Source organism: Streptomyces sp. NBC_01166 (genome assembly GCF_045039765.1).
In the GTDB taxonomy this organism is placed as follows: Bacteria; Actinomycetota; Actinomycetes; order Streptomycetales; family Streptomycetaceae; genus Streptomyces.
The window spans coordinates 1502789-1522995 of sequence record NZ_CP108613.1; the positions used below are offsets into that span (position 1 = coordinate 1502789).

The window sequence follows — 20207 nt, forward strand, 5'->3', positions numbered from 1 at the left end:
GACGAGGCCCCGTCCGACAAGGGAGAGAGCATGAAGATCACTGTGGACGAGGAGAAGTGCTGCGGCGCCGGGCAGTGCGTACTGATCGCCCCGGAGGTGTTCGACCAGCGCGACGAGGACGGCATCGTCGTCCTCCTGGACGCCGCACCCCCCGCCGACCGGCACAAGGTGGTCCGCGAGTCCGCCAGTGTCTGCCCTGCCGCTGCCATCCACCTCGGTGAGGGCACGTGAACACACCGTCGGGTGTGCTCGTCGTCGGCGCCGGCGCCGCAGGTCTCGCCGTCGTGGAGACCCTGCGCCGCAAGGGCTACCGCGGGCGGATCACACTGCTCGGCGAGGAGACCGGCGCGCCGTACGACCGTCCGCCGCTGTCCAAGCAGGTGCTCGCCGGGGCGTGGGAGGCAGAGCGCACGCATCTGCGCGCCCGTGACGTACTGGACTCCCTGGACGCCGAGTTCGTCCTCGGCGAACGCGCTTCGGCCCTCGACACCTCCACCCGTACCGTGCGCACGGCGAGCGGAGCCGAACTCGGGGCGGAAGCCGTCGTCCTGGCGACCGGACTGCGCGCGCGCAGGCTGCCGGGTCTGTCGGGGGCGGCGGGTGTGCATGTGCTCCGGACCCTCGACGACGCCGCGGGGCTACGGCGGGAACTGCTGGAGGCGCAGCGGGTCGTGGTCGTCGGTGACGGGGTGCTCGGCTCCGAGATCGCCGCCACGGCCCGTCTCATGGGAACCGACGTGACGCTCGCCGGCCCGCAGGCGGCGCCGATGCAGGCGCAGTTGGGCCCTGCCGCCGCCGAACTGCTCGCCGCGCTGCACACGGGGCACGGGGTACGGCTCCGGACGCACGCACCGGTGGACGGGCTGGCGACGGCAGGCGGACGCGTCACAGGTGTCCGTCTGGCCGGCGGCGATACGATCCCCGCCGATCTCGTCGTCTCGGCGGTCGGCAGCACCCCCGCCACCGACTGGCTGGCCGGCAGCGGGCTGGTACTGGACGACGGTGTGGTGTGCGACTCCCGCTGCCGCGCCGCCGACGGTGTCTACGCCGCCGGGGACGTGGCCCGCTTCCACCACGAGGCTCTCGGCCGGTCCCTGCGGCTGGAGAACCGTACGAACGCCACCGAGCATGCGATGTCCGTCGCGGCGAACATCCTGGGCGAGGACCGCCCCTACAGCCCCGTCCCTTACTTCTGGACCGACCAGCTCGGCGTGAAGATCCAGGTGTACGGGCTTCCCACACAGGCCGCCACCACGCAGATCGTCGAAGGGGGCACGGAGCAGGGCCGGTTCGTCGCCCTGCACCTCGACGACGACGGCAGCCCCGTCGCGGTCCTCGGCTGGAACATGCCGAAACAGGCCCGTCTGCACCGCCGGCTGCTGCTCGACCGGTACGCCCCCGCCGCCCGGCCCGAGTCCGCCGCCGCCCCTCGGTGAGCGGAACCACCGCCTGACGTCCGGCACGCCCGGCCCACTCCGACGGCCGCACGCTTCCGTCGCCCCCTACCGACTGATCCGCGTACGCCTCCCACGCCCCGCCGTGGCGGAGGCGGCCCCACCCCACCGGAGAAGACCATGACCAGCACGCCCGCAACTCCCGTCACTGCCGGCACTCCTGAGGCGAGGGCCGACGGCATCCCCGACTTCCCCCCGCCGCGCTCCTCGGAATGCCCCTTCGCGCCGTCGCCCGAGATGCGGGCGCTGTCCGGATACGGCCCGCTCACCCGGGTCCGCTCCTGGGGCGGCAGCACCCCCTGGGCCGTGACGGGGCACGCCGAGCAGAAGGCGCTGCTGTCCGACGCGCGTCTGAGCGTGGAGTTCACCCGGCCGGGCTTTCCCAGCCCCGTGGATCCCTCGCACGCCCATGCGGGCAGCACCGACCTGAGCTTCGTCGGCATGGACGACCCCGAGCACGCCCGGCTGCGCCGCATGATCAGCGGCGCCTTCACCATCAAGCGCATCGAGGCGATGCGCCCCCGCGTGCAGAAGATGGCCGACGACTTCATCGACGCCATGCTGGAGGGCCCCGGCACGGCCGACCTCGTCCAGGCGCTCGCCCTGCCCATCCCCTCCCTGGTCATCTCCGAGATGCTCGGCGTCCCCTACCGGGACCACGAGTTCTTCCAGACGAACAGCAAGGTCATCGTGTCCGCCGTCGCCTCTCCCGAGGAACGGCGCACGGCCCACACCAACCTCGCCGCCTACCTCGACGAGCTCGTCGGCCGCAAGCTCACCGAGCCCGGCGACGACCTCCTCTCCAGCCTCTGCACACAGATCGAGAACGGCGAACTCACCCGCCGGGAGGCCGCCACGATGGGCGTACTCCTTCTCCTCGGCGGACACGAGACCACCGCGAACATGATCAGCCTGGGTACGCTCCTGCTCCTCCAGCACCCTGAGCAACTGGCCCTGATCCGCGATACGGACGACCCCGCCGTCATCCGCGACGCCGTCGAGGAGCTCCTGCGCTACCTCTCCATCGTCCACCTCGGCCGCCGCCGCACCGCCCTGGAGGACATCGAGATCGCCGGTCGCACCATCCGTGCGGGAGAGGGCGTCATCCTCCTCGGCGAACTCGCCAACCGCGACCCCGCGGTCTTCCCCGACCCCGACCGACTCGACCTCACCCGCAACGCCCGTCACCACCAGGCGTTCGGAGCCGGCGCCCATCACTGCGTGGGCCAGCCACTGGCCCGCATGGAGCTCCAGGTCATCTATCCCACCCTCTTCCGTCGCATCCCCACCCTCCGCACCGTCGACGACCTCGACGCCGTCCCCTTCAAGTACGACGCCGTCATCTACGGCCTCCACGCCCTGCCCGTCACCTGGTGACCGCCCGGGAAACGGCTCGCAGCGGCACCGGTCCGAGGGGCCGTTGCGGGCGCCGCACCGTGCCGGCTCGGGCGGAGACCGACGCCGACTTCGGCGACACCCCCGTCCTCCTGGCCACCCGGATGGACGGCCGGGATCCGGACACGGCCGGGAAGCCGGCTCGTGGTCCCCGTGGACCGGTGCGGGGCGCGCTACGTCCGCGCGATCACCCGCGTGTGGGTCGGGGCGTGGCCGGAGCAGATGTGGACCACCCATCCACCGCCGGCCACCCCTGGAATCGGACCATCCTCCAGGTATGAACGCATGTGCCATGGAGATTCGCATTAAGCTTTGTAAATACAAGCAGGGCTCCACTAATCTGTCGCACATGCAGCCCCGCGCTGGGGATCGTCCCGCTCGGCGCGGCCCTCCGACAGCCGCCCGGGCGGCACAGGCCGGCCGAGTCCCCAAGGAGCTCCCCCTCATGTCTCTCTCCTTCACCCGACGGCGTACCGCGGCCGCGATCCTCACGGCGGTGCTCCTCGTTCCGCTGGCCGCCTGTGGCAGCGACGACAAGAAGGACTCGGGTGACAAGGCGTCGGCGTCCGGGGCGCCGGATGCGGACCTGACGGTTCTGGCCGCCTCCTCGCTCACCGACGTCTTCAAGACGGCCGGTGCGGCCTACGAGAAGAAGCACCCCGGGACCGAGGTGACCTTCTCGTTCGCCGGGTCGCAGGAGCTTGCCGCGCAGGTCAAGCAGGGCGCACCCGCCGACGCACTGGTGACGGCGGACACCAGGACGATGGACGCACTGAAGTCCGACACCGGGTCGCCGACGGTCATCGCGAAGAACCGACTGGTGATCGCCACGGGCAAGGGCAACCCGGAAAAGGTCGAAACCCTGAAGGACCTCGCCGACCCCGAGCTGAAGGTCGTCCTCGCCGCGCCCGAGGTGCCGGTCGGGCGCTACAGCCGGCAGATCCTGGACGCGCAGAAGATCGACGTGAAGCCCGTCTCCCAGGAGCCCAACGTCCGCGCCGTCCTCAGCAAGGTCGAACTCGGCGAGGCGGACGCCGGCCTCGTCTACAGGACCGACGCCGCCACCGCGTCCGGCAAGATCGACGCGGTCGACATCCCGGACGCGCAGAACGCCGTAGCCTCCTACCCGGCGGCGACCCTGAAGACCTCCGGGAACAGCGAGGCCGCGACCGCGTTCGTGGCATGGCTGTCCACCCCCGAGGCCCAGAAGATCCTCGCCGACGCCGGCTTCCAGAAGCCGTAGCGGGCATCCGCCCCGTGCGGGCGTCCCGTCCGCGGGACGGGACGCCCGCACGCCACTTCAGCATCGGGAATCTTCATGAGACGCCTTCGCCGCCGCGCCACCGGCCCCCGCGCCCCGATCGCCCTTGCGATCCCCGCACTGCTGGCCATCGCCTTCCTGCTCCTGCCTCTGCTGGGGATCATCACCCGTACGTCCTGGTCCGACCTGGGCGCTCACCTGACCAGCCCCGAAACGACCCAGGCGCTGAAGCTCTCCCTGGTCGTCTCCGCCTGGGCCCTGGGGCTCTCCCTCGTCCTCGGTGTGCCACTGGCCTGGCTTCTGGCCCGCGTCGACTTCCCCGGCAAGGCGTTCGTCCGCTCTCTCGTGCTCCTGCCGATGGTCCTGCCACCGACCGTCGGCGGCGTCGCCCTCCTTCTGGCCTTCGGCCGGCGCGGGCTCCTCGGCTCGTGGCTGGAGGACACGTTCGGACTCACGCTGCCGTTCCACACCTCCGGCGCCGTCCTGGCCGCGACCTTCGTCGCCATGCCGTTCCTGATCATCAGCCTCGAAGGAGCGCTGGGCGGACTTCGCCCTCGCTACGAGGAGACCGCTGCCTCCCTGGGAGCCTCACCGGTACGGGTGTTCTTCACCGTCACCCTGCCCATGGTCGCCCCCGGTCTCGCCGCGGGCGCGGCGCTGACCTGGGCGCGCGCCCTCGGCGAGTTCGGCGCGACCATCACCTTCGCCGGAAACCTCCCCGGCACGACCCAGACGCTTCCACTCCAGGTCTACCTGCTGCTCCAGGACAGCCCGGAAGCCGCGACCTCGGTCTCGCTCCTCCTGCTGGTCATCGCCATGGCCGTACTCATCGCGCTGCGCGGACGATGGACCGGCACCCCGAACTCCCCCCGGCCGCGCGCCCTGGCGGACGGTCCCGGCCCGGCCCCGCAGCTGGACACACCTGCCGCCTCGGACGTCACACCCGACGCCGGTGACTCGGAGGCAGGGGCAGGCTGGCCGCTCCACGCCACCGTCACGGGTTTCAACGACCTGACGCTGGACGCGGATGCCGGGACCACCATCGCGGTCGTCGGCCCCAACGGCGCCGGGAAGACCACCCTGCTGCGCGCGCTCCTCGGCCTCACCCCGCGCGCCCACGCCGAACTCCGGCTCGGCGACACCGACGTCACCACGCTCCCCCCGCACCGCAGGGGCGTCGCCTGGGTCCCCCAGGACGGGGCGCTCTTCCCCCACATGAACGCATCGGCCAATACCGCGTACGGGCTCCGCGCCCGTGGCGTCCCGCGCGCCGAGGCCCGTCGCAGTGCGCAGATGTGGCTGGACCGTCTGGGCGTAGGGCATCTCGCGCACCGCAGACCGGGTCAGATCTCGGGAGGCCAGGCCCAGCGGGTCGCGCTCGCCCGGGCGTTGGCCGCCCGGCCGCGGCTGCTTCTGCTCGACGAACCGCTCGCGGCCCTCGACCAGACCACACGCGCCCACGTCCGGCACACCCTCCGCCGCCATCTCGACGGCTTCGGCGGCGTATGCCTCATGGTCACCCACGACCCCGTCGAAGCCGTGGCGCTCGCCGACCGGGTCCTCGTCCTCGACGAGGGACGGACCCTGCAGGACGCCCCACCCGCCGAGGTCACCCGCAACCCGCGCTCCCCCTGGGTCGCCCGGATGCTCGGCCGCAACGCCTGGCCCGGCACCGCCACCGACGCCGGCATCCGACTCACCGACGGCGGCCTCCTCGTGGCCGCGGACCCGCTCCCGCCGGGGACGGACTCCCTCGCGATCATCGCTCCGGAAGCCGTCTCCGTGCACAGGGACAAGCCGACCGGCAGCCCCCGTAACGTCTGGCCGGGCACCGTACGGGAGATCACCACCAGCGGCAGCCGGCTGCGGGTCCTGGTCACCTCGGGCCAGGTGCCGGATCTCGTCGCCGAGATCACTCCTCAGGCCCTCGCCGAACTCGGCCTCGCCGAGGGAAGCTCCGTCTGGACCAGCGTCAAAGCCACGGAGGCGACCGTCGTCGCCCTCTGAGCAGACCGGGTGGCGGGAAGTCGTGGTGGCGGAGCAACCTGGGCTTGAGTCTCCACCAGGGGGAGACACGAAGGTGGGGACATGGACGACGACACGCTCCACTCGATCGGCGAGCTGGCCCGGCGGACCGGCCTCACGGTCAAGACCATCCGGTTCTACTCCGATCGCGGAATCGTGACGCCGACCGACCGCAGCCCCGCCGGCTACCGCCTTTACGCCGTCGACGCCGTCGCGCGCCTGGACCTCGTGCGGACCCTGCGCGACCTGGGACTGGACCTTCCCTCGATCCGGAAGGTCATGGACCGGGAGATCTCGCTCCCCGAGGTCGCCGCGGCGCACGCCGAAGCACTGGCCGTGCAGATCCGCACGCTGCGCCAGAGGCGCGCGGTCCTGACGGCTGTGGCCACACGCGGGGCGACCCCCGAGGAGACGGATCTCATGCACAAGCTCGCCCAGCTCTCCGAGCACGAACGCCGGTCCCTGATCGACGATTTCCTGGACTCCGTGTTCGGTGGTCCCGGCGCCGACCCCGTATTCGCGGCGGCCATGCGCTCGATGACTCCCGAACTGCCCGACAACCCCGAGGACGAACAGGTCCAGGCCTGGATGGAATTGGCCGAACTGTCCCAGGACCCCGACTTCCGCGCCGTCCTGCGGCGGACAGCCGAGGACCACGCGGCCGAGCGCGCCTGCGGAGGCACCACGGGGCCACACCGCGACCTTGTCGGAACGGTCCGTGACCTGGTCGGCCCGGCCCTGGCGGACGGTATCGAACCGGCCTCACCCCGAGCCGATCCCGTCGTCGCCGCGCTCACGGCCCACTACGCCCGTGTCCTCGGCCGCCCCGACGACGCCGAACTCCGCCGCCGGCTGCTGACGCGGCTGGAAGGGGTCAGCGATGCTCGCAGGGAGCGGTACTCCCAGCTCCTGGCGGTGATCAACCGCTGGTCGGCCCCGGAGAGGCTGGCGCCGGTGCTCGAGTGGTCCGTCGAGGCTCTGCGTGCCAGGGTGCGGCACTGACCCGCGCACGGGTTCACCCCCGGCGGGGATGATGGCCCCCCGCACCCCGGTTGGAGCCTGACATCTCGAACAACGCCGCCCCGGACGCCCAGTTCGCCCGCGACCCGTACCCCGCCTACGCGGCCATGCGCTCCGAATGCCCCGTACGGGCTGTGGCGTCCGGGTCCGGCGGACGCCGCAGCTACCTGGTCACGGGCTATGAGGAGGCCCGGCTGGCTCTCGGCGACGCGCGGCTCTCCAAGGACACCGCCGCCTTCTTCGCCGGCGTGGACTCGAAGCGCCGGCTGCATCCCGCCGTCGCGCACACCATGCTGGCCGGCGACCCGCCTCGTCACACCAGGCTCCGCAAGCTGGTCACCGGTGCGTTCACGAGCGGCGCCGTCGCCGGGCTCCGCCCCTTCATCACGCGGCTGACCGACGAACTGCTGGACCGCTGGCCCGCCGACGGGCCGGTCGACCTCGTCGCCGACCTCGCCGTCCCTCTTCCGGTCATGGTGATCTGCGAACTGCTCGGCGTGCCGGAGACCGACCGGCCCCAGGTTCAGCGCTGGTCCGCCGAACTGTTCGCCGCCGGAGAGCCCGGCCGCACCGACGCCGCCTCGTACGCCGTCGCCGAATACATGACCGGCCTCATCGCGTCGAAGCGTCTCCGGCCGGGCGATTCACTCCTGGACCGCCTCATCGCCGCACGCGACGGCGAGGACCACCTCGATGAGGACGAGCTGGTCTCCCTGGCCGTGCTGCTGCTCGTCGCCGGGCACGAGACGACCACCCACTTCCTGGGCAACGCCGCCCTGGCCCTGCTGCGGCACCCCGCCGCGATGGAACGCCTGCGCAGCGCCCCGGACTCCCTCCCGCAGGCGCTGGACGAGCTGCTCCGCTTCGACGCGCCGGTCAGCACCTCCACCTTCCGGTTCACCACGGAAGCCATCACCCTGGGCGGGACCGAGATCCCCGCGGGCGTCCCCGTACTCGTCGCCCTCGGAGCCGCCAACCGCGACCCCCGACGCTTCCCGGCGCCGGACCGGCTCGACCTGGACCGGGACGCCACCGGTCATCTCAGCTTCGGCCACGGCATCCACCGCTGCGTCGGCGCGCCCCTCGCGAAAGCCGAGGCCCACATCGCCCTACGCGCGATCCTGACCCGCTTCCCCCGCATCCGGCTCGCGGTGCCGGACGAGCGGCTGGTGTGGCGGCACACCCGTCTTGTCCGCGGACTGGATTCTCTCCCCGTTCTGACCTGACACGCCGGCCCGGCCGGATCCCCTTCACGGGAGCTCCGGCCGGCAGAAGGCTTTCGGCCCGGGGTCACACGGTCCCCGTCGGGGGGCGGTCCGTGCGAGAGCCCTACTTGCTGATCGCGAAGCGCATCAGCGCGTGCTCGTCACCCTGCTTGATCTTCCCCGCCGAATTGATCACTTCGAGTTTCCAGGCGCCCCCGACCCGCACGGCCTTCGCGACCGCGCAGCCGTTCTCCTGGGTCAGCAGGCTGGGCCAGATGTCGGCCACCTGCTGGGCGCTGCCGCCTGTCGCGTCGTAGACCTTGAAGCTGATGTTGCGGGCCTTCTGGAAGGAACTCCCCTTCTTGAAAGCGGCGGCGACGAACACGATCGACGTGATGTTGGCGGGGATGCGCGCGAATTCGACCGTGACGGTCTCGTCGTCGCCGTCGCCGCGCCCTGTCTGGTTGTCGCCGCTGTGCACCAGGGAGCCGTTGCCCATGGGGTCCAGCGAGTCCAGGCCTGCCAGACGCACCGGGTCGGCGCCCTGGACGGCGATGGCGATCAGGTCGAGGTCGGTCCCGGTCTTGCGGCGCAGCATGCCCATGACCCCGCCGCTGCTGCCGGCCGTGGGGTCCCAGGACACACCGATGGACAGATGGGTGACTCCGTCCAGATCTGCCGGTCCGTCTTCCTTGGTGAGCGTGATCATGTGTGGGCCGTCCTCTGCTGAAGGAAATACAACACGCAGAGTGTGCCTGTCGCCCCGGCAGCGCAATACGCCGGGCCTCACCTCTTCGCACTGTCCCGGTGGTGCTGTCCCGGCCCAGGACTGCGGCCCTGACCATTCCGCCCCATGCCTTCCGATCGACGGCGTTTCGGCCAACACCCACTCGTGGAGCACCTCTTACGGCACAAGGGCCCATGCATCCGACACCTTTCGACAACCGCGCGGAACCGGGATTCGAAACTCGGCCGAAAGACACGTGTTCGAAAACTGGCTGCGCTCGTTGAACCTGACGATCCCGACACGGCCACCAGGAAGGAGCGACGTTGACACGCACCGGCCCACGCCGCGACAGCTCGCGGGGCGAGAAAGGCACACCCGCGAAGGAGGAGATCTCGAACGCGGAGCGCGAGCTGTACGGGGGACGCCTGCGCTACGACCAGTCCTTCGTACGCCACGTGGGGCCGCTGACCCGGCTCTCGTTCCGGCACATGGCGGCCGCGCTGCCGCGCATGGTCGCCCTGGTACTGCGCACCGGATGGCGGACGGACCGGCGGGCGATGGCGGCAGTGGTGGCCGCACAGCTCGGGCAGGGAGTGACCGCGGCCTGGGGACTGGTCGCGGTCAACAGTGTGCTCACGAATCTGTTCGCGGAGGGTCCGACGGCGGACAAGCTGCGCGAAGCCCTTCCGGCCCTGACAGCTCTGGGGGCGACCGCGGTGGTCGCGGCCCTGCTGACGGCGTGGTCGACGGCGATGTCCGGACGGCTGGAACCGCAGGTGGAGCGGGCCGTCTCGGCGCGCTACTACAGGGCTGTCACCCGCGTCGAACTGGAGGCGACCGAACGCCCGGAGGTCCAGCGTGTGCTGGAGGCCGGCCGGTTCGGCACGGACTCGGCCCGCAGCATGCTGATGCTGTCGGTAGGGGTCGGCAACGTCCTCATCTCGATGGTGGCGGCCGCCGTCGTACTGGCGTCGTTGCACTGGATGCTGCTGCCGATGCTCCTGGTGATCGCCCTGCCCAAGGGATGGGGCGCGGTCAGCTCCGCACGCCGCGAGTACGTCTCGAAGCTGCACTGGATCGATCACCGGCGGGCCATCGCCTCACTCCTGGGATTCCTGACCCGACCGCACGCGCAGGGCGAGATCCGCGTGCACGCGGCCGGCACCAAACTGCTCAGCAGCTATGAGGAGATGTCCCACCAGACCGAGGCGGAGCAGCGCCGCCTGGCCCGTGCGCAGGCGTCCACGGATCTGGTGGCCGGCGCCTTCGCGGGCGTCGCGTCGGTGGCCTGCTACGGGGTCCTGTGGTGGCTGCTGGCCGACGGCTCGCTGCCACTCGCCGTCGGCGGCACCGCGGTCCTCGCGATCCGCGCCTCGACGGCACGGCTGACCTCCCTGGTCCAGCAGGTCAACCGGCTCTACGAGGAGCTGCTGTTCCTCACGGACACCGAGGACGCCATCGCCCTGGCCGAGGAGAACGCCATCCCCACCACCGGGACCCCGCTGCCGGCCCGCGTCCATCAAATCCGCGTCGACAACGTGTCGTACACCTACCCGGGAGCCGACTCCCCCGCGTTGCGGGACGTCAGCCTGCGGGTCCGCCGCGGCGAGGTGACCGCGCTGGTGGGCGCGAACGGCTCCGGGAAGACCACCCTGACCAAGGTGCTGGCCGGGCTGCTGGTGCCCCCGGACGGCGATGTGTGGTGGCAGGACGCCGACGGCAGCGACCGGGTCGGACTCCGGGACGCCGACCGGGCGGGAGTCTTCGCCCTGGTGGGGCTGCTCGCGCAGGACTTCCCCCGCTGGGAGATGACCGCGGCCGCGAATGTGGCGATCGGCGCCGGCGACCGCGTCCGTGACATGGACGGGGTGAAGTCCGCCGCGCTCTCCGCCGGGGTCCTCGGACTGATCGAGAACCTGCGCCACGGCTGGGACTCCATCGTCTACAAGGGCTACGAGCGCGGCGTCCAGCTCTCGGGCGGACAGTGGCAGAAGCTCGGCACGGCGCGAAGCCTGTACCGAGGGGCTCCCTTCCTCCTGGTCGACGAACCCACCTCGGCCCTCGACCCGCACGCGGAGATCGCCGCGTTCGAAGGCCTGTGGTCCCTCGCGGAAGAAGGCCACGCCGTCGTACTCGTGACCCACCGGCTCGCGGCCACGGCCGACGCGGACCACATCTACGTCCTCGACCAGGGCCGGGTGGCCGAAGAAGGCACCCACGAACAACTCATGACCCGGCCCGACGGCATCTACCGCAGCATGTTCACCGCCCAGGCCGCCCAGTACGCGACGAAGACCGCGGCCATCCCCCCGCAACCCGGCCACACCCCGGCACCGGAGTCGGCGACGGGCGGACCGGAGTCCGGTGCGGCGGCCGCCGAGCCGCCCCTGCCATGAATCCGGGAGACGACGTGAAGTCGGTCCCCCGTCGTCGTGACGCGAATCCCGTTCGAAATCAGCACCAACGAAGGGGCCCCGTGAGTCGTATCTGGCTACCACCGGAGGAGTACGCCTCGTCCGTGCCCAAGTCGACGGGTTTCGCCTGCGTGTTCTTCACCGACAAGGATCACCGGCCGGTGCAGTTGCGGGCCACGTACTCCCGGGCGCACCCGTGGCAGTTCCCGGGCGGAACGATGGATCACGGAGAGCGGCCCTGGCGGACGGCGCAGCGGGAGTGCCGTGAGGGGACCGGCATCGAGGTCGAGGGGCCTCCTGGTCTGCTCGCGTCGGTCTTCGGTCTTCCCGGGGGCGACTTGCCGTTCAGCACGACGGGGTGTGTGTTCGACGGCGGCCGGCTCACCGACGAGCAGTTCCGATCCATCGTTCTGGACCCGGACGAACATGACGCGGTTCGGGCCCTCCCGGTGGAGGGGTGGGAGCCGCTGATGCCTCCCCAGGACTTCGCCCGTCTGGAAGCGGTGATGACAGCACGGCTGACCGGCACGGCCGCCTACTTCGATTCCTGGGGCTGGGGGGACAGCTGAACGCCTCCAGGACCAGGCCTGCCCCCCCTTCCTCGATCGGAGAGTCATGACGACAGCGCCAGTTCCCGGCGAGCCGCCCAGCACGCTGATGAGCGACGAGGCCTACGGCGCGCTGCGGGCCGCAGCCGCTCTGTGGGTCGGCACGTCCGTACTGATCACCAACTCGTACGGGAAAGTACTGATCCAGCACGTCGACTACCGCGACACGTGCCTCCTGCCGGGAGGCGCCGTCGACCAGGGCGAGTCCCCTGCCCACGCCGCCGCGCGCGAGCTCATGGAGGAACTCGGGGTCGCCGCCCTCGTCGACCGGGGCCTGGCCGTCGACTGGGTTTCCACCGGTGCCGTCGACGCGCCCGCGTCCATGAGGTTTCCCGGCGAGATCCTCCACGTCTTCGACGGCGGCACCTGGGACGACGGACGGATCGCCGAGATCCGCCTGCCTCCGAGTGAGATCACCGGCATCGAGTTCGTCGAGCCCGCCCGGCTGCCCGGCCTGCTCTCCCCGGCCGACGCCCGCCGCGCTCTGTCCGCGCTGCGTGCCCGGATCAACGCCGCCGGCACAGTGCTTCTGGAGAACGGCCGTCCGATCACCCCCGGCGTCCTGGACCGCCTCGACGTCCTGCGGACCGCCCGCCCCGAGTACCACTACCCGTGGCACCGGGGCCCGGCCCCGCGCGAGCTCACCGTGACCCAGGTGTGGGCGTGGCTGTTCGCGCCGGACGGGCGCGTCCTCATCCTCCTCGACCCCGAGACCGGAAGCGCACTCCTGCCGGGCGGCAAGCCCGAGGAGCAGGACCAGGGCGACCCCGTGTCCACCCTGCACCGCGAAGCCGACGAGGAAGCCGCAGCCCGGTTCGGAAGCCCCTTGCTCCTCGGACACGTCACCGATCCCGCAGGACGGCGCGCGTACCTGCGCTACGCCGCAGCACTCACCGACGTCGGCCCTGCACGGTCCGATCCGGCCACAGGACTCACCTACACCCGCATCCTGGCGGCCCCCGAACAAGCCGCGGAGCTCTTCGACTGGGGGCCGTCCGTTGCCGATCACCTCGCCGCCGTCCACCGGGCTCGCCGGCGGCTGGGCATCCCCGGAGCCGCCCTCCAGCCCGTCACCGAACTCGGCATCACAGACCTCGTCCTGTCCGATGCCGCACACGGTCCAGGGGGAGCGGGCGGGTCTCGCCATCCTTCCCACGCCCCGTAGGCCGCACGGCCGCGCACCGCGCCGCCTGGACCGCTGCACGCCTTCGCAGGCGCCAGGAGATCCACGACGTACCAGACCCCCTGCTTCGCGTGGGGAGGAGGGTGGCAAGCTGGCGGTATGGATATCCTCCGCAGGAACAACGTCACTGTCACCGGCCGTACGGATGGGCCGGTGCTCCTGCTGGCGCACGGGTTCGGCTGTGATCAGAACATGTGGCGTCTGGTGGTCCCCGCCCTGGCCGAGCGCTACAGCGTGGTGCTGTTCGACTACGTGGGCTCGGGCCGGGCGGACCCTTCGGCCTGGGACGAGAAGCGCTACAGCTCGCTGGAGGGCTACGCGCAGGATGTGCTGGAGGTCTGCGAGGAACTTGACCTGCGGGACGTGACGTTCGTGGGGCACTCGGTCAGTGCGATGGTCGGGGCCCTCGCGGCGGCAAAGGCGCCGCAGCGCATCTCCCGCCTGGTCATGGTCGCGCCCTCGCCCCGCTACATCGACGACGACGGCTACCGCGGCGGGTTCAGCGCCGAGGACATCGACGAGCTGCTGGAGTCGTTGGAGTCGAACTATCTGGGCTGGTCCGCGGCGATGGCCCCGGTCATCATGGGCAACGCGGACCGGCCGGAACTCGGCGAGGAGCTGGCCGCCTCGTTCTGCGCGACCGACCCGGACATGGCCCGGGTCTTCGCCCGCACGACGTTCCTCTCCGACAGCCGCGAGGACCTCGGGACGATCACGGTGCCCACGCTGATCCTGGAATGCACTCAGGACATGATCGCCCCCCGCGAGGTCGGTGCCTACGTCCGGGACGCGATCCCCGGCAGCCGGCTGGTCACCCTCGAGGCGACAGGGCACTGCCCGCAGCTGAGCGCACCGCAGGCCACCGCCGGGGCGATCACCGACTTCGTCGGAGCCCTTCGGTGATGTGCCGTACCGACCAGGCACCGGAGCCGGGCGAGGAGCAGGACTTGGACGCCACGGACGCGGTGTTCACATCACTGCTGGAGGACAGTGCCGAGGAACTGTACGAGCAGGCGCCGTGCGGATATCTGTCGACGCTGATGGACGGCACGATCGCGAAGATCAACACCACGTTGCTGGACTGGCTGGGCCTGGATCAGTCCCGGGTGGTGGGACGCATGCGGTTCGCCGATCTGCTGACCGTGGGCGGCAAGCTGTACCACGAGACGCACTTCGCGCCGCTGCTGCAGATGAAGGGCGAGGTCAGCGGCATCGCCATGGACATCAAGGCCGCCGCCGGTCAACGGATTCCGGTGCTGGTCACCTCGAAGGTGAAGACCAGCAGGGACGGGGAGCCGCTGCTGATCCGCACCACGGTCTTCGACGCCCGGGACCGCCGCGCCTACGAGACCGAGCTGCTGCGCGGCCGGCGGGCGGCCGAGGAAGCACACAGACAGGCCGAGGCCGACCGTCAGCGGCTCCAGGAGGCGCTCGCCGTCCTGCAGCAGAGCCTGCTGCCCGCCGAGCTGCCCGCAGTTCCAGGGCTGGAGGCCGCCTCCTACTACCACACCGCCTCCCCGGATCTGCTGGGCGGAGACTTCTACGACCTGTTCCCCCTGGGCGCCGGCCGGTGGGCGTTCTTCCTCGGCGACGTGTGCGGCAAGGGCCCCCAGGCCGCCGCCGTCACCTCCCTGACCCGCTACACCCTGCGCGCCGCCGCCCTGCACGACGCCGACCCGGTCACCGTGCTGACCACGTTGAACACGGTGCTGCACGATCGGTACACCAGCGGCGACGCCCGCTACTGCACCGCCATATTCGGTGTCCTGGAGCCCGCCGACGGGCATGTCGGCGTGCACCTGGCCTCCGGCGGGCACCCTTCGGCACTGATCCAGCGCGCGGACGGCACCGCCGATTACCTACCCACCCCCGGCGGGATGCTCATCGGGGTCCTGCCCCAGGCACAGTTCACTGCCGTCCGCGCCCGGCTGCTCCCCGGCGACACCATGCTCCTCTACACCGACGGCCTGACCGAGGCCCGCACGGGCCCGGGCCGCGAGCTGTACGGCGAGGACGCCCTGCGCGCCTTCACCACCGCCCGGCTCCCCGCCGGGCCCCGGGAGCTGATCAGCGCCCTGTCCGGGCTGCTCGCCGGGTTCGGCGACGGACTCGACGACGACACCGCGCTGCTCGCCCTCGGCGTGCCCGCCGCGCTTCCCACCACAGCGACCGAAACCCTGACATGAGCCCACTGAAGATCAACACCCGAGAGGCCACCACCGGCCCCGTACTCCAGATCGTCGGCGACCTCGACCACGAGACGGCGCCCGAACTGCGCCGAGCCGTGGACGATCTCACCCTGGCCGTGGGACAACTGCTGGTACTGGATCTGGCCGCCCTGGAATTCTGCGACTCCAGCGGGATCAGCGCTCTGCTGACGGCCCGGAACCTGGTCGGCGCACAAGGCTGCGACATCGCTCTCGCCTCGGTACCCGCGAACACCACCCGCATCCTCGGCATCGTCGGCCTGGACCGGGTCTTCGCCATCCACCCGGACGTCTCGACCGCCACCGCACGCAGCTCCGCTGCCCGCTGTTCCTACCCCGGGGAGCGGGCAGCTGACGGAAGCTGAGGGGACATAGCTCAGCGCGAAGCAACGGACTGACGCCCGCCAGGGCGCCTCTCAGTGGCTGACGGGAACCCCGGTGACCGGGCCCTCCGGGACGCCGAGGCGCCGGGCGTCCCTTTCCGGGCGCATGAACAGGGCCGCCAGCATGCCGGTGATCAGCAGCAGGGCGGCCGTGACGAGCCAGCCGTTCTCGTAGCCGGACGTCGCTGACGCCGCGCTGTCCACGATCCGGCCGAGGACCAGGGGCGACACCACGCCGCCCAGAGCGAAGACCGCCACGAGGGCCCCGAGGACGACACCTCGCTGGGAAGGCGGCGTGATGCGGGCGATGGCAGTCTGCGCAGCGGTGATCATGACCAGGGCGATCGCCATGGGGCCGAACATCATCGGGATCTTGATCCATAGAGCGTCGGCGGTGGCGAACACGGTCACCGCGCCCGCCGAGGCCACCAGCAGCAGACCGGCACCGGCGCCCTCGGGCAGCCTGCCTCCGGTGCCGCGCAGGGCGGCCCGGCGTGCCAGCAGGCCGTGCGCCAGCAGGACCACGCCGTTGGCCACGGCAGCTCCACCGACCGCCGCGCCGGCCTGCCCGAGGTCCCAGCCCACCACCGTGCGGAGATAGTCCGGCAGCCAGGTGAGTTTGGCGCTCATCACCCAGTAGGCCGCGAACGCGCCCAGGGCCGCGGTGATGAACGTGCCGGAGAGGAAGACAGCCCGCAGCGGTACCTCTGCGGCCCCGGATCCGGCGTCCGCTGCGCGTGCTTCACGGCCGACCGGTGGGGCCAGTGGTCCTCCCTTGCCCTTGACCGCCCAGACCGCCGCCCACAGCAGACCCGCGATTCCCGCTGCGCCGAAGGCCCAGCGCCAGCCGAAGTGCGAGATCACCGCACCGAGCGTGGGCGCTGCCACCGCGACCCCCGCCGCCGCCCCCACCATGAGGATCGCCGTCGGCAGGGTGCGCTCCCGCTGCTCGAACCAGCCGTGCACATGGTGGACCGCCACGGGCGCCGACGGACCCTCGGCGATGCCCAGCAGCACCCTTGTCGCAATCAGCGTCCCGAAGCCCGCCGCGCCCCAGAGCATCGGCAGCTGGGTGGCCGACCACAGCAGGCCCATCGCCAGGAGCAGCACCGATGTGCGCACCTTGCGGGTCAGGAAGGAGACGGCCAGCGCGGACAGCGAGAAGAGGCTGAAGAAGGCGGCCTGGGCCATGCCGAACTCCTGGCGGCTCAGACCGAATTCCTTCATGATCTCCGGCCCGGCGAGCCCCAGGACGGCCTTGTCGGCGAAGTTCACCAGCATGAAGGCCAACAGCAGCCAGGTGGTCGTCCATGCCTGCCGGCCGCCGGCCGGTGGGCCTGCCGGGCCTGCGCGCCGTGCTGCGGCAGTCCTTGTCTCCACGATCACCCTCCTTGCTCTGCGCTGTCGTCCGCGGGCACGCCGCATCCGCAGCTGTCGTCGTCGACGACTCCCACGCTGATGGCTCCTGCGGCGCGCCGCCGTCCCTGGTCGCTGCGCGTCAGTTCGGTGGCGACGTCCGTTCCCGCGGCGACGGCGGCGGATTCGGCAGCCGCCCAGTTGAAGACGCCGCGCGCCATCGTCGAGGGCTCGCTTGCGGCCCGGCGGGCGAAGACCTCGGCCCGGATCCGTGCCACCTCACGGTCGGTCGGAGCGGCCAGCGCGGCGGTCTCGGCGAGGTGTGCTGCCAGCCGCAGTTCGCCGCGACCGAGCAACTGCTCGGCCCGGCCCGCCAGCACCTGCGCGCCGCCTGCCGCGTCGGCGAGTTCGGCGGCCAGCGCCGCTTCAGGGGCCGGCTTGAGGTTCGCCGGGTTCTGGTCGTACCAACCGCCCCAGAGACGCCACAGGTTGCGTACGACGAACTCCGGCTCGTCGTACGCCGGGTGCAGATACGGCTTCTCCAGGAGGCCCTGCGGGACCTTCACGCCGTGCAGCACCTCGTCGAGACGCGCTCCGGCATTCATCAGGTCCCGCGTCTGGGTGCACAGGGACTCGAGCAGCTCGGCGGTGTCGCCGAGCGCCTGCCGGATGCGGCCTGCGCCGAGGATCGGCACACCGTGCCCGGGGAGCAGCACCTCGGCCCCGAGGTCCTGCATGTCGCGCAGCGCCCGCGCCCATTCCACCGGGTAGCGCTGCACTTTCTGGGGGTTGCCCGCGTTGGGCGAGTTCCAGATGAAAAGGTCGCCCGTGCACAGGGTCTTCAGCTCCGGGATCCACACGTAGGTGTGGTCGTCGGTCTCGCCGCGGGCGTGCACCAGCTCGAAGGTCAGGTCTCCCCTGCGCACGGCCAGCCGGTCGCGGTAGGTCGTGTCCGGGTAGCGGTACTCCGTCGGCCACTGCAGGGAGGGCACACCGAACTGCCGCCGGTTGATCCACGTGTTGTACCCCGCCGTCTCGCGGTAGCGGTCGAAGCGCGCAACGACCGCCTCGTGCGCGACAACCTCGGGGCGCGCCGTCCCGGCCTCTGCGGCTTCCTTGTCGAAGGGCCCCACGCCGAAGACGTGATCCACATGGCCGTGGGTGTACACCACCGCGCTCACCGGAGCGGGCGAGTGGCCGCGCACCGACTCGTGCAGCTGGGACGCGGTACGGAAGTCGCCCGAGTCGACCAGTACCAGCCCGTCCCCGGTGTCGAAGACGGCCACGTTCGCGAAGGCCGGGAAGAACCCGGTGCGCTCACCGACGCGTACAAGGCCGCCGTCGGCGAAGGCCCCCGTGAAATGGGCCAGCAGCGACTCCTCGCCGGCCCAGACCCGGTCCGCGTACTCCATGTAACTGCTGGCATTGTGTTCCGTCATAGCGCCCGGCTCCTCGCACGTGATGCTGAGGGCCACTCCTCCTGCCCACCGGGGCGGGGTGGCCCGTCGATGTCCGTAGAGTCTGGTGCGGGGCCCGGCGAGGAGACACCCGCCGCGCTCACAACCGAACGCGCCGTACTCTGTGATCCGTCACAACCGTTCTTGAGGAAGGTGCGGCCGGTGCCCGACGAGCCGATACCTGAACGCAGCGGTGCGCATCCGGCGCTTTCACCCGCCGCGCAGGCTCTCGCCGCCCGGTGCGAGGGCCGCGTCAACGAGCTCGCCCGCCGCATGGCCCGCCAGAGTTTCGAACGCCTCCCCGGATACGGCGAGCTCCCCTCGGACGTGAAGGACGTGGAGATCGCCGCGACGGTCCGCAACGGGCTGCGCCTCTTCCTTCGCCGCGTACGCGACACCCAGGGCCGCGCCGGGGACTACAGCCTCTTCCGTGAACGCGCCGCCCAGCGCGCGGACGAGGGCATGCCCCTGCACACACTGCTCCGCAGCCACTCCACGGGCATCTACGTCCTCTGGCAAGCCCTCCGGGACGAGGCCACCGACGGGGAGGAAGGCGCTCTCATAGAACTCGTCGACTTCCTCCTGCGCGGTCACGAAGCCGTCATCGGCGCCGTGGCCGAGACCTACCTCGACGAACAGGCGGCCCTCTTCGCCGAACGACGTGAGCACCACCGGTCCCTCGTACGCAGGCTGTTGGACGGTTCCCTTCCCCCAGCGCGGGCCCTCGAGGAACTGGGCCTCGAAGGACCCTGCCTCGTCGTCCATCTGCACATGCCGCGAGGGCAGGTCACGGCGGCCTCGGCCGTCACGGACCGCCGTCAGGTCCGCCGTGTCCAGACCGTGGTCGACCGCGCGCTCGGCACCGAGGCGGTATCGCTGCTCGGCGTCGACGGAGGTCACGTGATCACACCGCGCCGGGCCGACGACACGGACGGCGTCCGTGCATGCGAGGAGCTGGCCGCCCGGCTCCGGCAGATCTGCGGCGACCACGTGCGACTCGCCGGGGTCACCGCCGCCACGCCCCAGGACGTGCCGGCTGCCGCCCGCACCGCCACCGACATCGTCCGGGTCGCCCGCGCCTGCGGACGTCCCGCCGGTGTGCACCGCATGGACGAGGTCCTGCTGGAGTACCACCTCTCCCGCCACGACGAGAGCAGCGACCGCATCGCCGCCCTGCTCGATCCTGTCGGCGACCGGCCCGAACTCATCGAGACCCTGCGCGCCCACCTTGAACACCGGCACGACCGACGTGGCACCGCACGCCACCTGGGGCTCCACCCCAACACCGTGGACAACCGGTTGGCGAGGATCGCCGAGCTCACCGGTCTCGACATCGCCTCCCCACGCGGCAACGCCCTGGCACTGGCCGCCCTGCTCCTGCGCGGCGACGCACCCCGGTGACCGCCCGCGGGATCAGGGGCCGGGTGTGCCGCTCCGTCAAGGTCACGAGGACCGGTACGGCCACCTCGCGCCAGGACGGTCAGGAGCGCTGCCGTCAGGTCGTCGAGGTGG

Annotated in this window: 17 protein-coding genes; 14 read left to right on the forward strand and 3 right to left on the reverse strand. The window is 71.4% G+C overall.

Translation table 11 applies throughout. The annotated features are described in order from the left end of the window. Positions 1-30 precede the first annotated feature (30 nt). The 7 genes from OG379_RS06880 to OG379_RS06910 all read left to right on the forward strand — a co-directional run bounded on the left by OG379_RS06880 (position 31) and on the right by OG379_RS06910 (position 8381). Entirely contained in the window at positions 31-231 is a 201-nt protein-coding gene (locus OG379_RS06880; RefSeq protein ID WP_405660401.1) for a ferredoxin, read from the forward strand. Next, a complete protein-coding gene (locus tag OG379_RS06885; RefSeq protein ID WP_405660402.1) occupies positions 228-1436 on the forward strand; it encodes an NAD(P)/FAD-dependent oxidoreductase in 1209 nt (402 codons plus the stop codon). Before OG379_RS06880 ends, OG379_RS06885 begins: the two co-directional genes overlap by 4 nt. A 138-nt stretch (positions 1437-1574) precedes the next feature. Beyond that, entirely contained in the window at positions 1575-2831 is a 1257-nt protein-coding gene (locus OG379_RS06890; RefSeq protein WP_405660404.1) for a cytochrome P450, read from the forward strand. Between the two features lie 463 nt (positions 2832-3294). Further along, on the forward strand, positions 3295-4092 hold the full coding sequence (modA, locus tag OG379_RS06895; RefSeq protein ID WP_405660406.1) for a molybdate ABC transporter substrate-binding protein: 798 nt from the start codon (positions 3295-3297) through the stop codon (positions 4090-4092). Between the two features lie 75 nt (positions 4093-4167). Beyond that, on the forward strand, positions 4168-6117 hold the full coding sequence (locus tag OG379_RS06900) for an ABC transporter permease (protein WP_405660408.1): 1950 nt from the start codon (positions 4168-4170) through the stop codon (positions 6115-6117). An 81-nt stretch (positions 6118-6198) separates the two neighbouring features. Then, the gene (locus OG379_RS06905) at positions 6199-7137 is read left to right on the forward strand and encodes a MerR family transcriptional regulator (RefSeq protein ID WP_405660410.1); all 939 of its coding nucleotides are present in this window, start codon (positions 6199-6201) and stop codon (positions 7135-7137) included. A 125-nt stretch (positions 7138-7262) separates the two neighbouring features. After that, positions 7263-8381 carry a cytochrome P450 gene (locus OG379_RS06910; RefSeq protein ID WP_405668424.1) on the forward strand — a complete coding sequence of 373 codons (1119 nt, stop codon included), beginning with the start codon at positions 7263-7265 and terminating at the stop codon, positions 8379-8381. 103 nt (positions 8382-8484) lie between these two features. Here the strand turns inward: OG379_RS06910 and OG379_RS06915 are convergent, their stop codons facing one another. Further along, the gene (locus OG379_RS06915) at positions 8485-9069 is read right to left on the reverse strand and encodes a TerD family protein (protein ID WP_393765737.1); all 585 of its coding nucleotides are present in this window, start codon (positions 9067-9069) and stop codon (positions 8485-8487) included. 341 nt (positions 9070-9410) lie between these two features. Here OG379_RS06915 and OG379_RS06920 point away from each other — a divergent pair, with 341 nt between their 5' ends. From OG379_RS06920 to OG379_RS06945, 6 genes are all read left to right on the forward strand, one after another. After that, positions 9411-11483 carry an ABC transporter ATP-binding protein gene (locus tag OG379_RS06920; RefSeq protein ID WP_405660412.1) on the forward strand — a complete coding sequence of 691 codons (2073 nt, stop codon included), beginning with the start codon at positions 9411-9413 and terminating at the stop codon, positions 11481-11483. 80 nt (positions 11484-11563) lie between these two features. Then, on the forward strand, positions 11564-12070 hold the full coding sequence (locus OG379_RS06925; RefSeq protein WP_405660414.1) for an NUDIX domain-containing protein: 507 nt from the start codon (positions 11564-11566) through the stop codon (positions 12068-12070). Between the two features lie 46 nt (positions 12071-12116). Further along, positions 12117-13274 (forward strand): NUDIX hydrolase, encoded by a 1158-nt coding sequence (locus tag OG379_RS06930; protein WP_405660416.1) that lies wholly within the window; start codon positions 12117-12119, stop codon positions 13272-13274. Between the two features lie 117 nt (positions 13275-13391). Further along, a complete protein-coding gene (locus tag OG379_RS06935; RefSeq protein ID WP_405660418.1) occupies positions 13392-14195 on the forward strand; it encodes an alpha/beta fold hydrolase in 804 nt (267 codons plus the stop codon). Beyond that, positions 14195-15478: a PP2C family protein-serine/threonine phosphatase gene (locus OG379_RS06940; RefSeq protein ID WP_405660420.1), complete on the forward strand. Its 1284-nt coding sequence runs from the start codon at positions 14195-14197 to the stop codon at positions 15476-15478. Before OG379_RS06935 ends, OG379_RS06940 begins: the two co-directional genes overlap by 1 nt. Next, complete coding sequence (locus OG379_RS06945; RefSeq protein WP_405660422.1) at positions 15475-15864, forward strand: STAS domain-containing protein; 390 nt, start codon at positions 15475-15477, stop codon at positions 15862-15864. Before OG379_RS06940 ends, OG379_RS06945 begins: the two co-directional genes overlap by 4 nt. Positions 15865-15915: 51 nt before the next feature. On the opposite strand, the gene OG379_RS06950 is transcribed toward OG379_RS06945, so the two are convergent. Further along, a complete protein-coding gene (locus OG379_RS06950; RefSeq protein ID WP_405660423.1) occupies positions 15916-17262 on the reverse strand; it encodes an MFS transporter in 1347 nt (448 codons plus the stop codon). Between the two features lie 2 nt (positions 17263-17264). Continuing rightward, on the reverse strand, positions 17265-18677 hold the full coding sequence (locus OG379_RS06955) for an alkyl sulfatase dimerization domain-containing protein (protein ID WP_405660425.1): 1413 nt from the start codon (positions 18675-18677) through the stop codon (positions 17265-17267). A 180-nt stretch (positions 18678-18857) separates the two neighbouring features. Between OG379_RS06955 and OG379_RS06960 the strand changes: the two genes are divergently transcribed. After that, positions 18858-20096, forward strand: a complete 1239-nt coding sequence (locus OG379_RS06960) for a PucR family transcriptional regulator (protein WP_405660427.1) — start codon at positions 18858-18860, stop codon at positions 20094-20096. The last annotated feature ends 111 nt before the right edge of the window (positions 20097-20207 follow it).

Coding starts and splice junctions, on each gene's coding strand:
- OG379_RS06915 (WP_393765737.1), bottom strand. CDS start 9,069: ATGATCACGCTCACCAAGGAAGACGGACCGGCAGATCTGGACGGAGTC.
- OG379_RS06930 (WP_405660416.1), top strand. CDS start 12,117: ATGACGACAGCGCCAGTTCCCGGCGAGCCGCCCAGCACGCTGATGAGC.
- OG379_RS06940 (WP_405660420.1), top strand. CDS start 14,195: ATGTGCCGTACCGACCAGGCACCGGAGCCGGGCGAGGAGCAGGACTTG.
- modA (WP_405660406.1), top strand. CDS start 3,295: ATGTCTCTCTCCTTCACCCGACGGCGTACCGCGGCCGCGATCCTCACG.
- OG379_RS06900 (WP_405660408.1), top strand. CDS start 4,168: ATGAGACGCCTTCGCCGCCGCGCCACCGGCCCCCGCGCCCCGATCGCC.
- OG379_RS06935 (WP_405660418.1), top strand. CDS start 13,392: ATGGATATCCTCCGCAGGAACAACGTCACTGTCACCGGCCGTACGGAT.
- OG379_RS06955 (WP_405660425.1), bottom strand. CDS start 18,677: ATGACGGAACACAATGCCAGCAGTTACATGGAGTACGCGGACCGGGTC.
- OG379_RS06945 (WP_405660422.1), top strand. CDS start 15,475: ATGAGCCCACTGAAGATCAACACCCGAGAGGCCACCACCGGCCCCGTA.
- OG379_RS06905 (WP_405660410.1), top strand. CDS start 6,199: ATGGACGACGACACGCTCCACTCGATCGGCGAGCTGGCCCGGCGGACC.
- OG379_RS06880 (WP_405660401.1), top strand. CDS start 31: ATGAAGATCACTGTGGACGAGGAGAAGTGCTGCGGCGCCGGGCAGTGC.
- OG379_RS06910 (WP_405668424.1), top strand. CDS start 7,263: ATGCGCTCCGAATGCCCCGTACGGGCTGTGGCGTCCGGGTCCGGCGGA.
- OG379_RS06890 (WP_405660404.1), top strand. CDS start 1,575: ATGACCAGCACGCCCGCAACTCCCGTCACTGCCGGCACTCCTGAGGCG.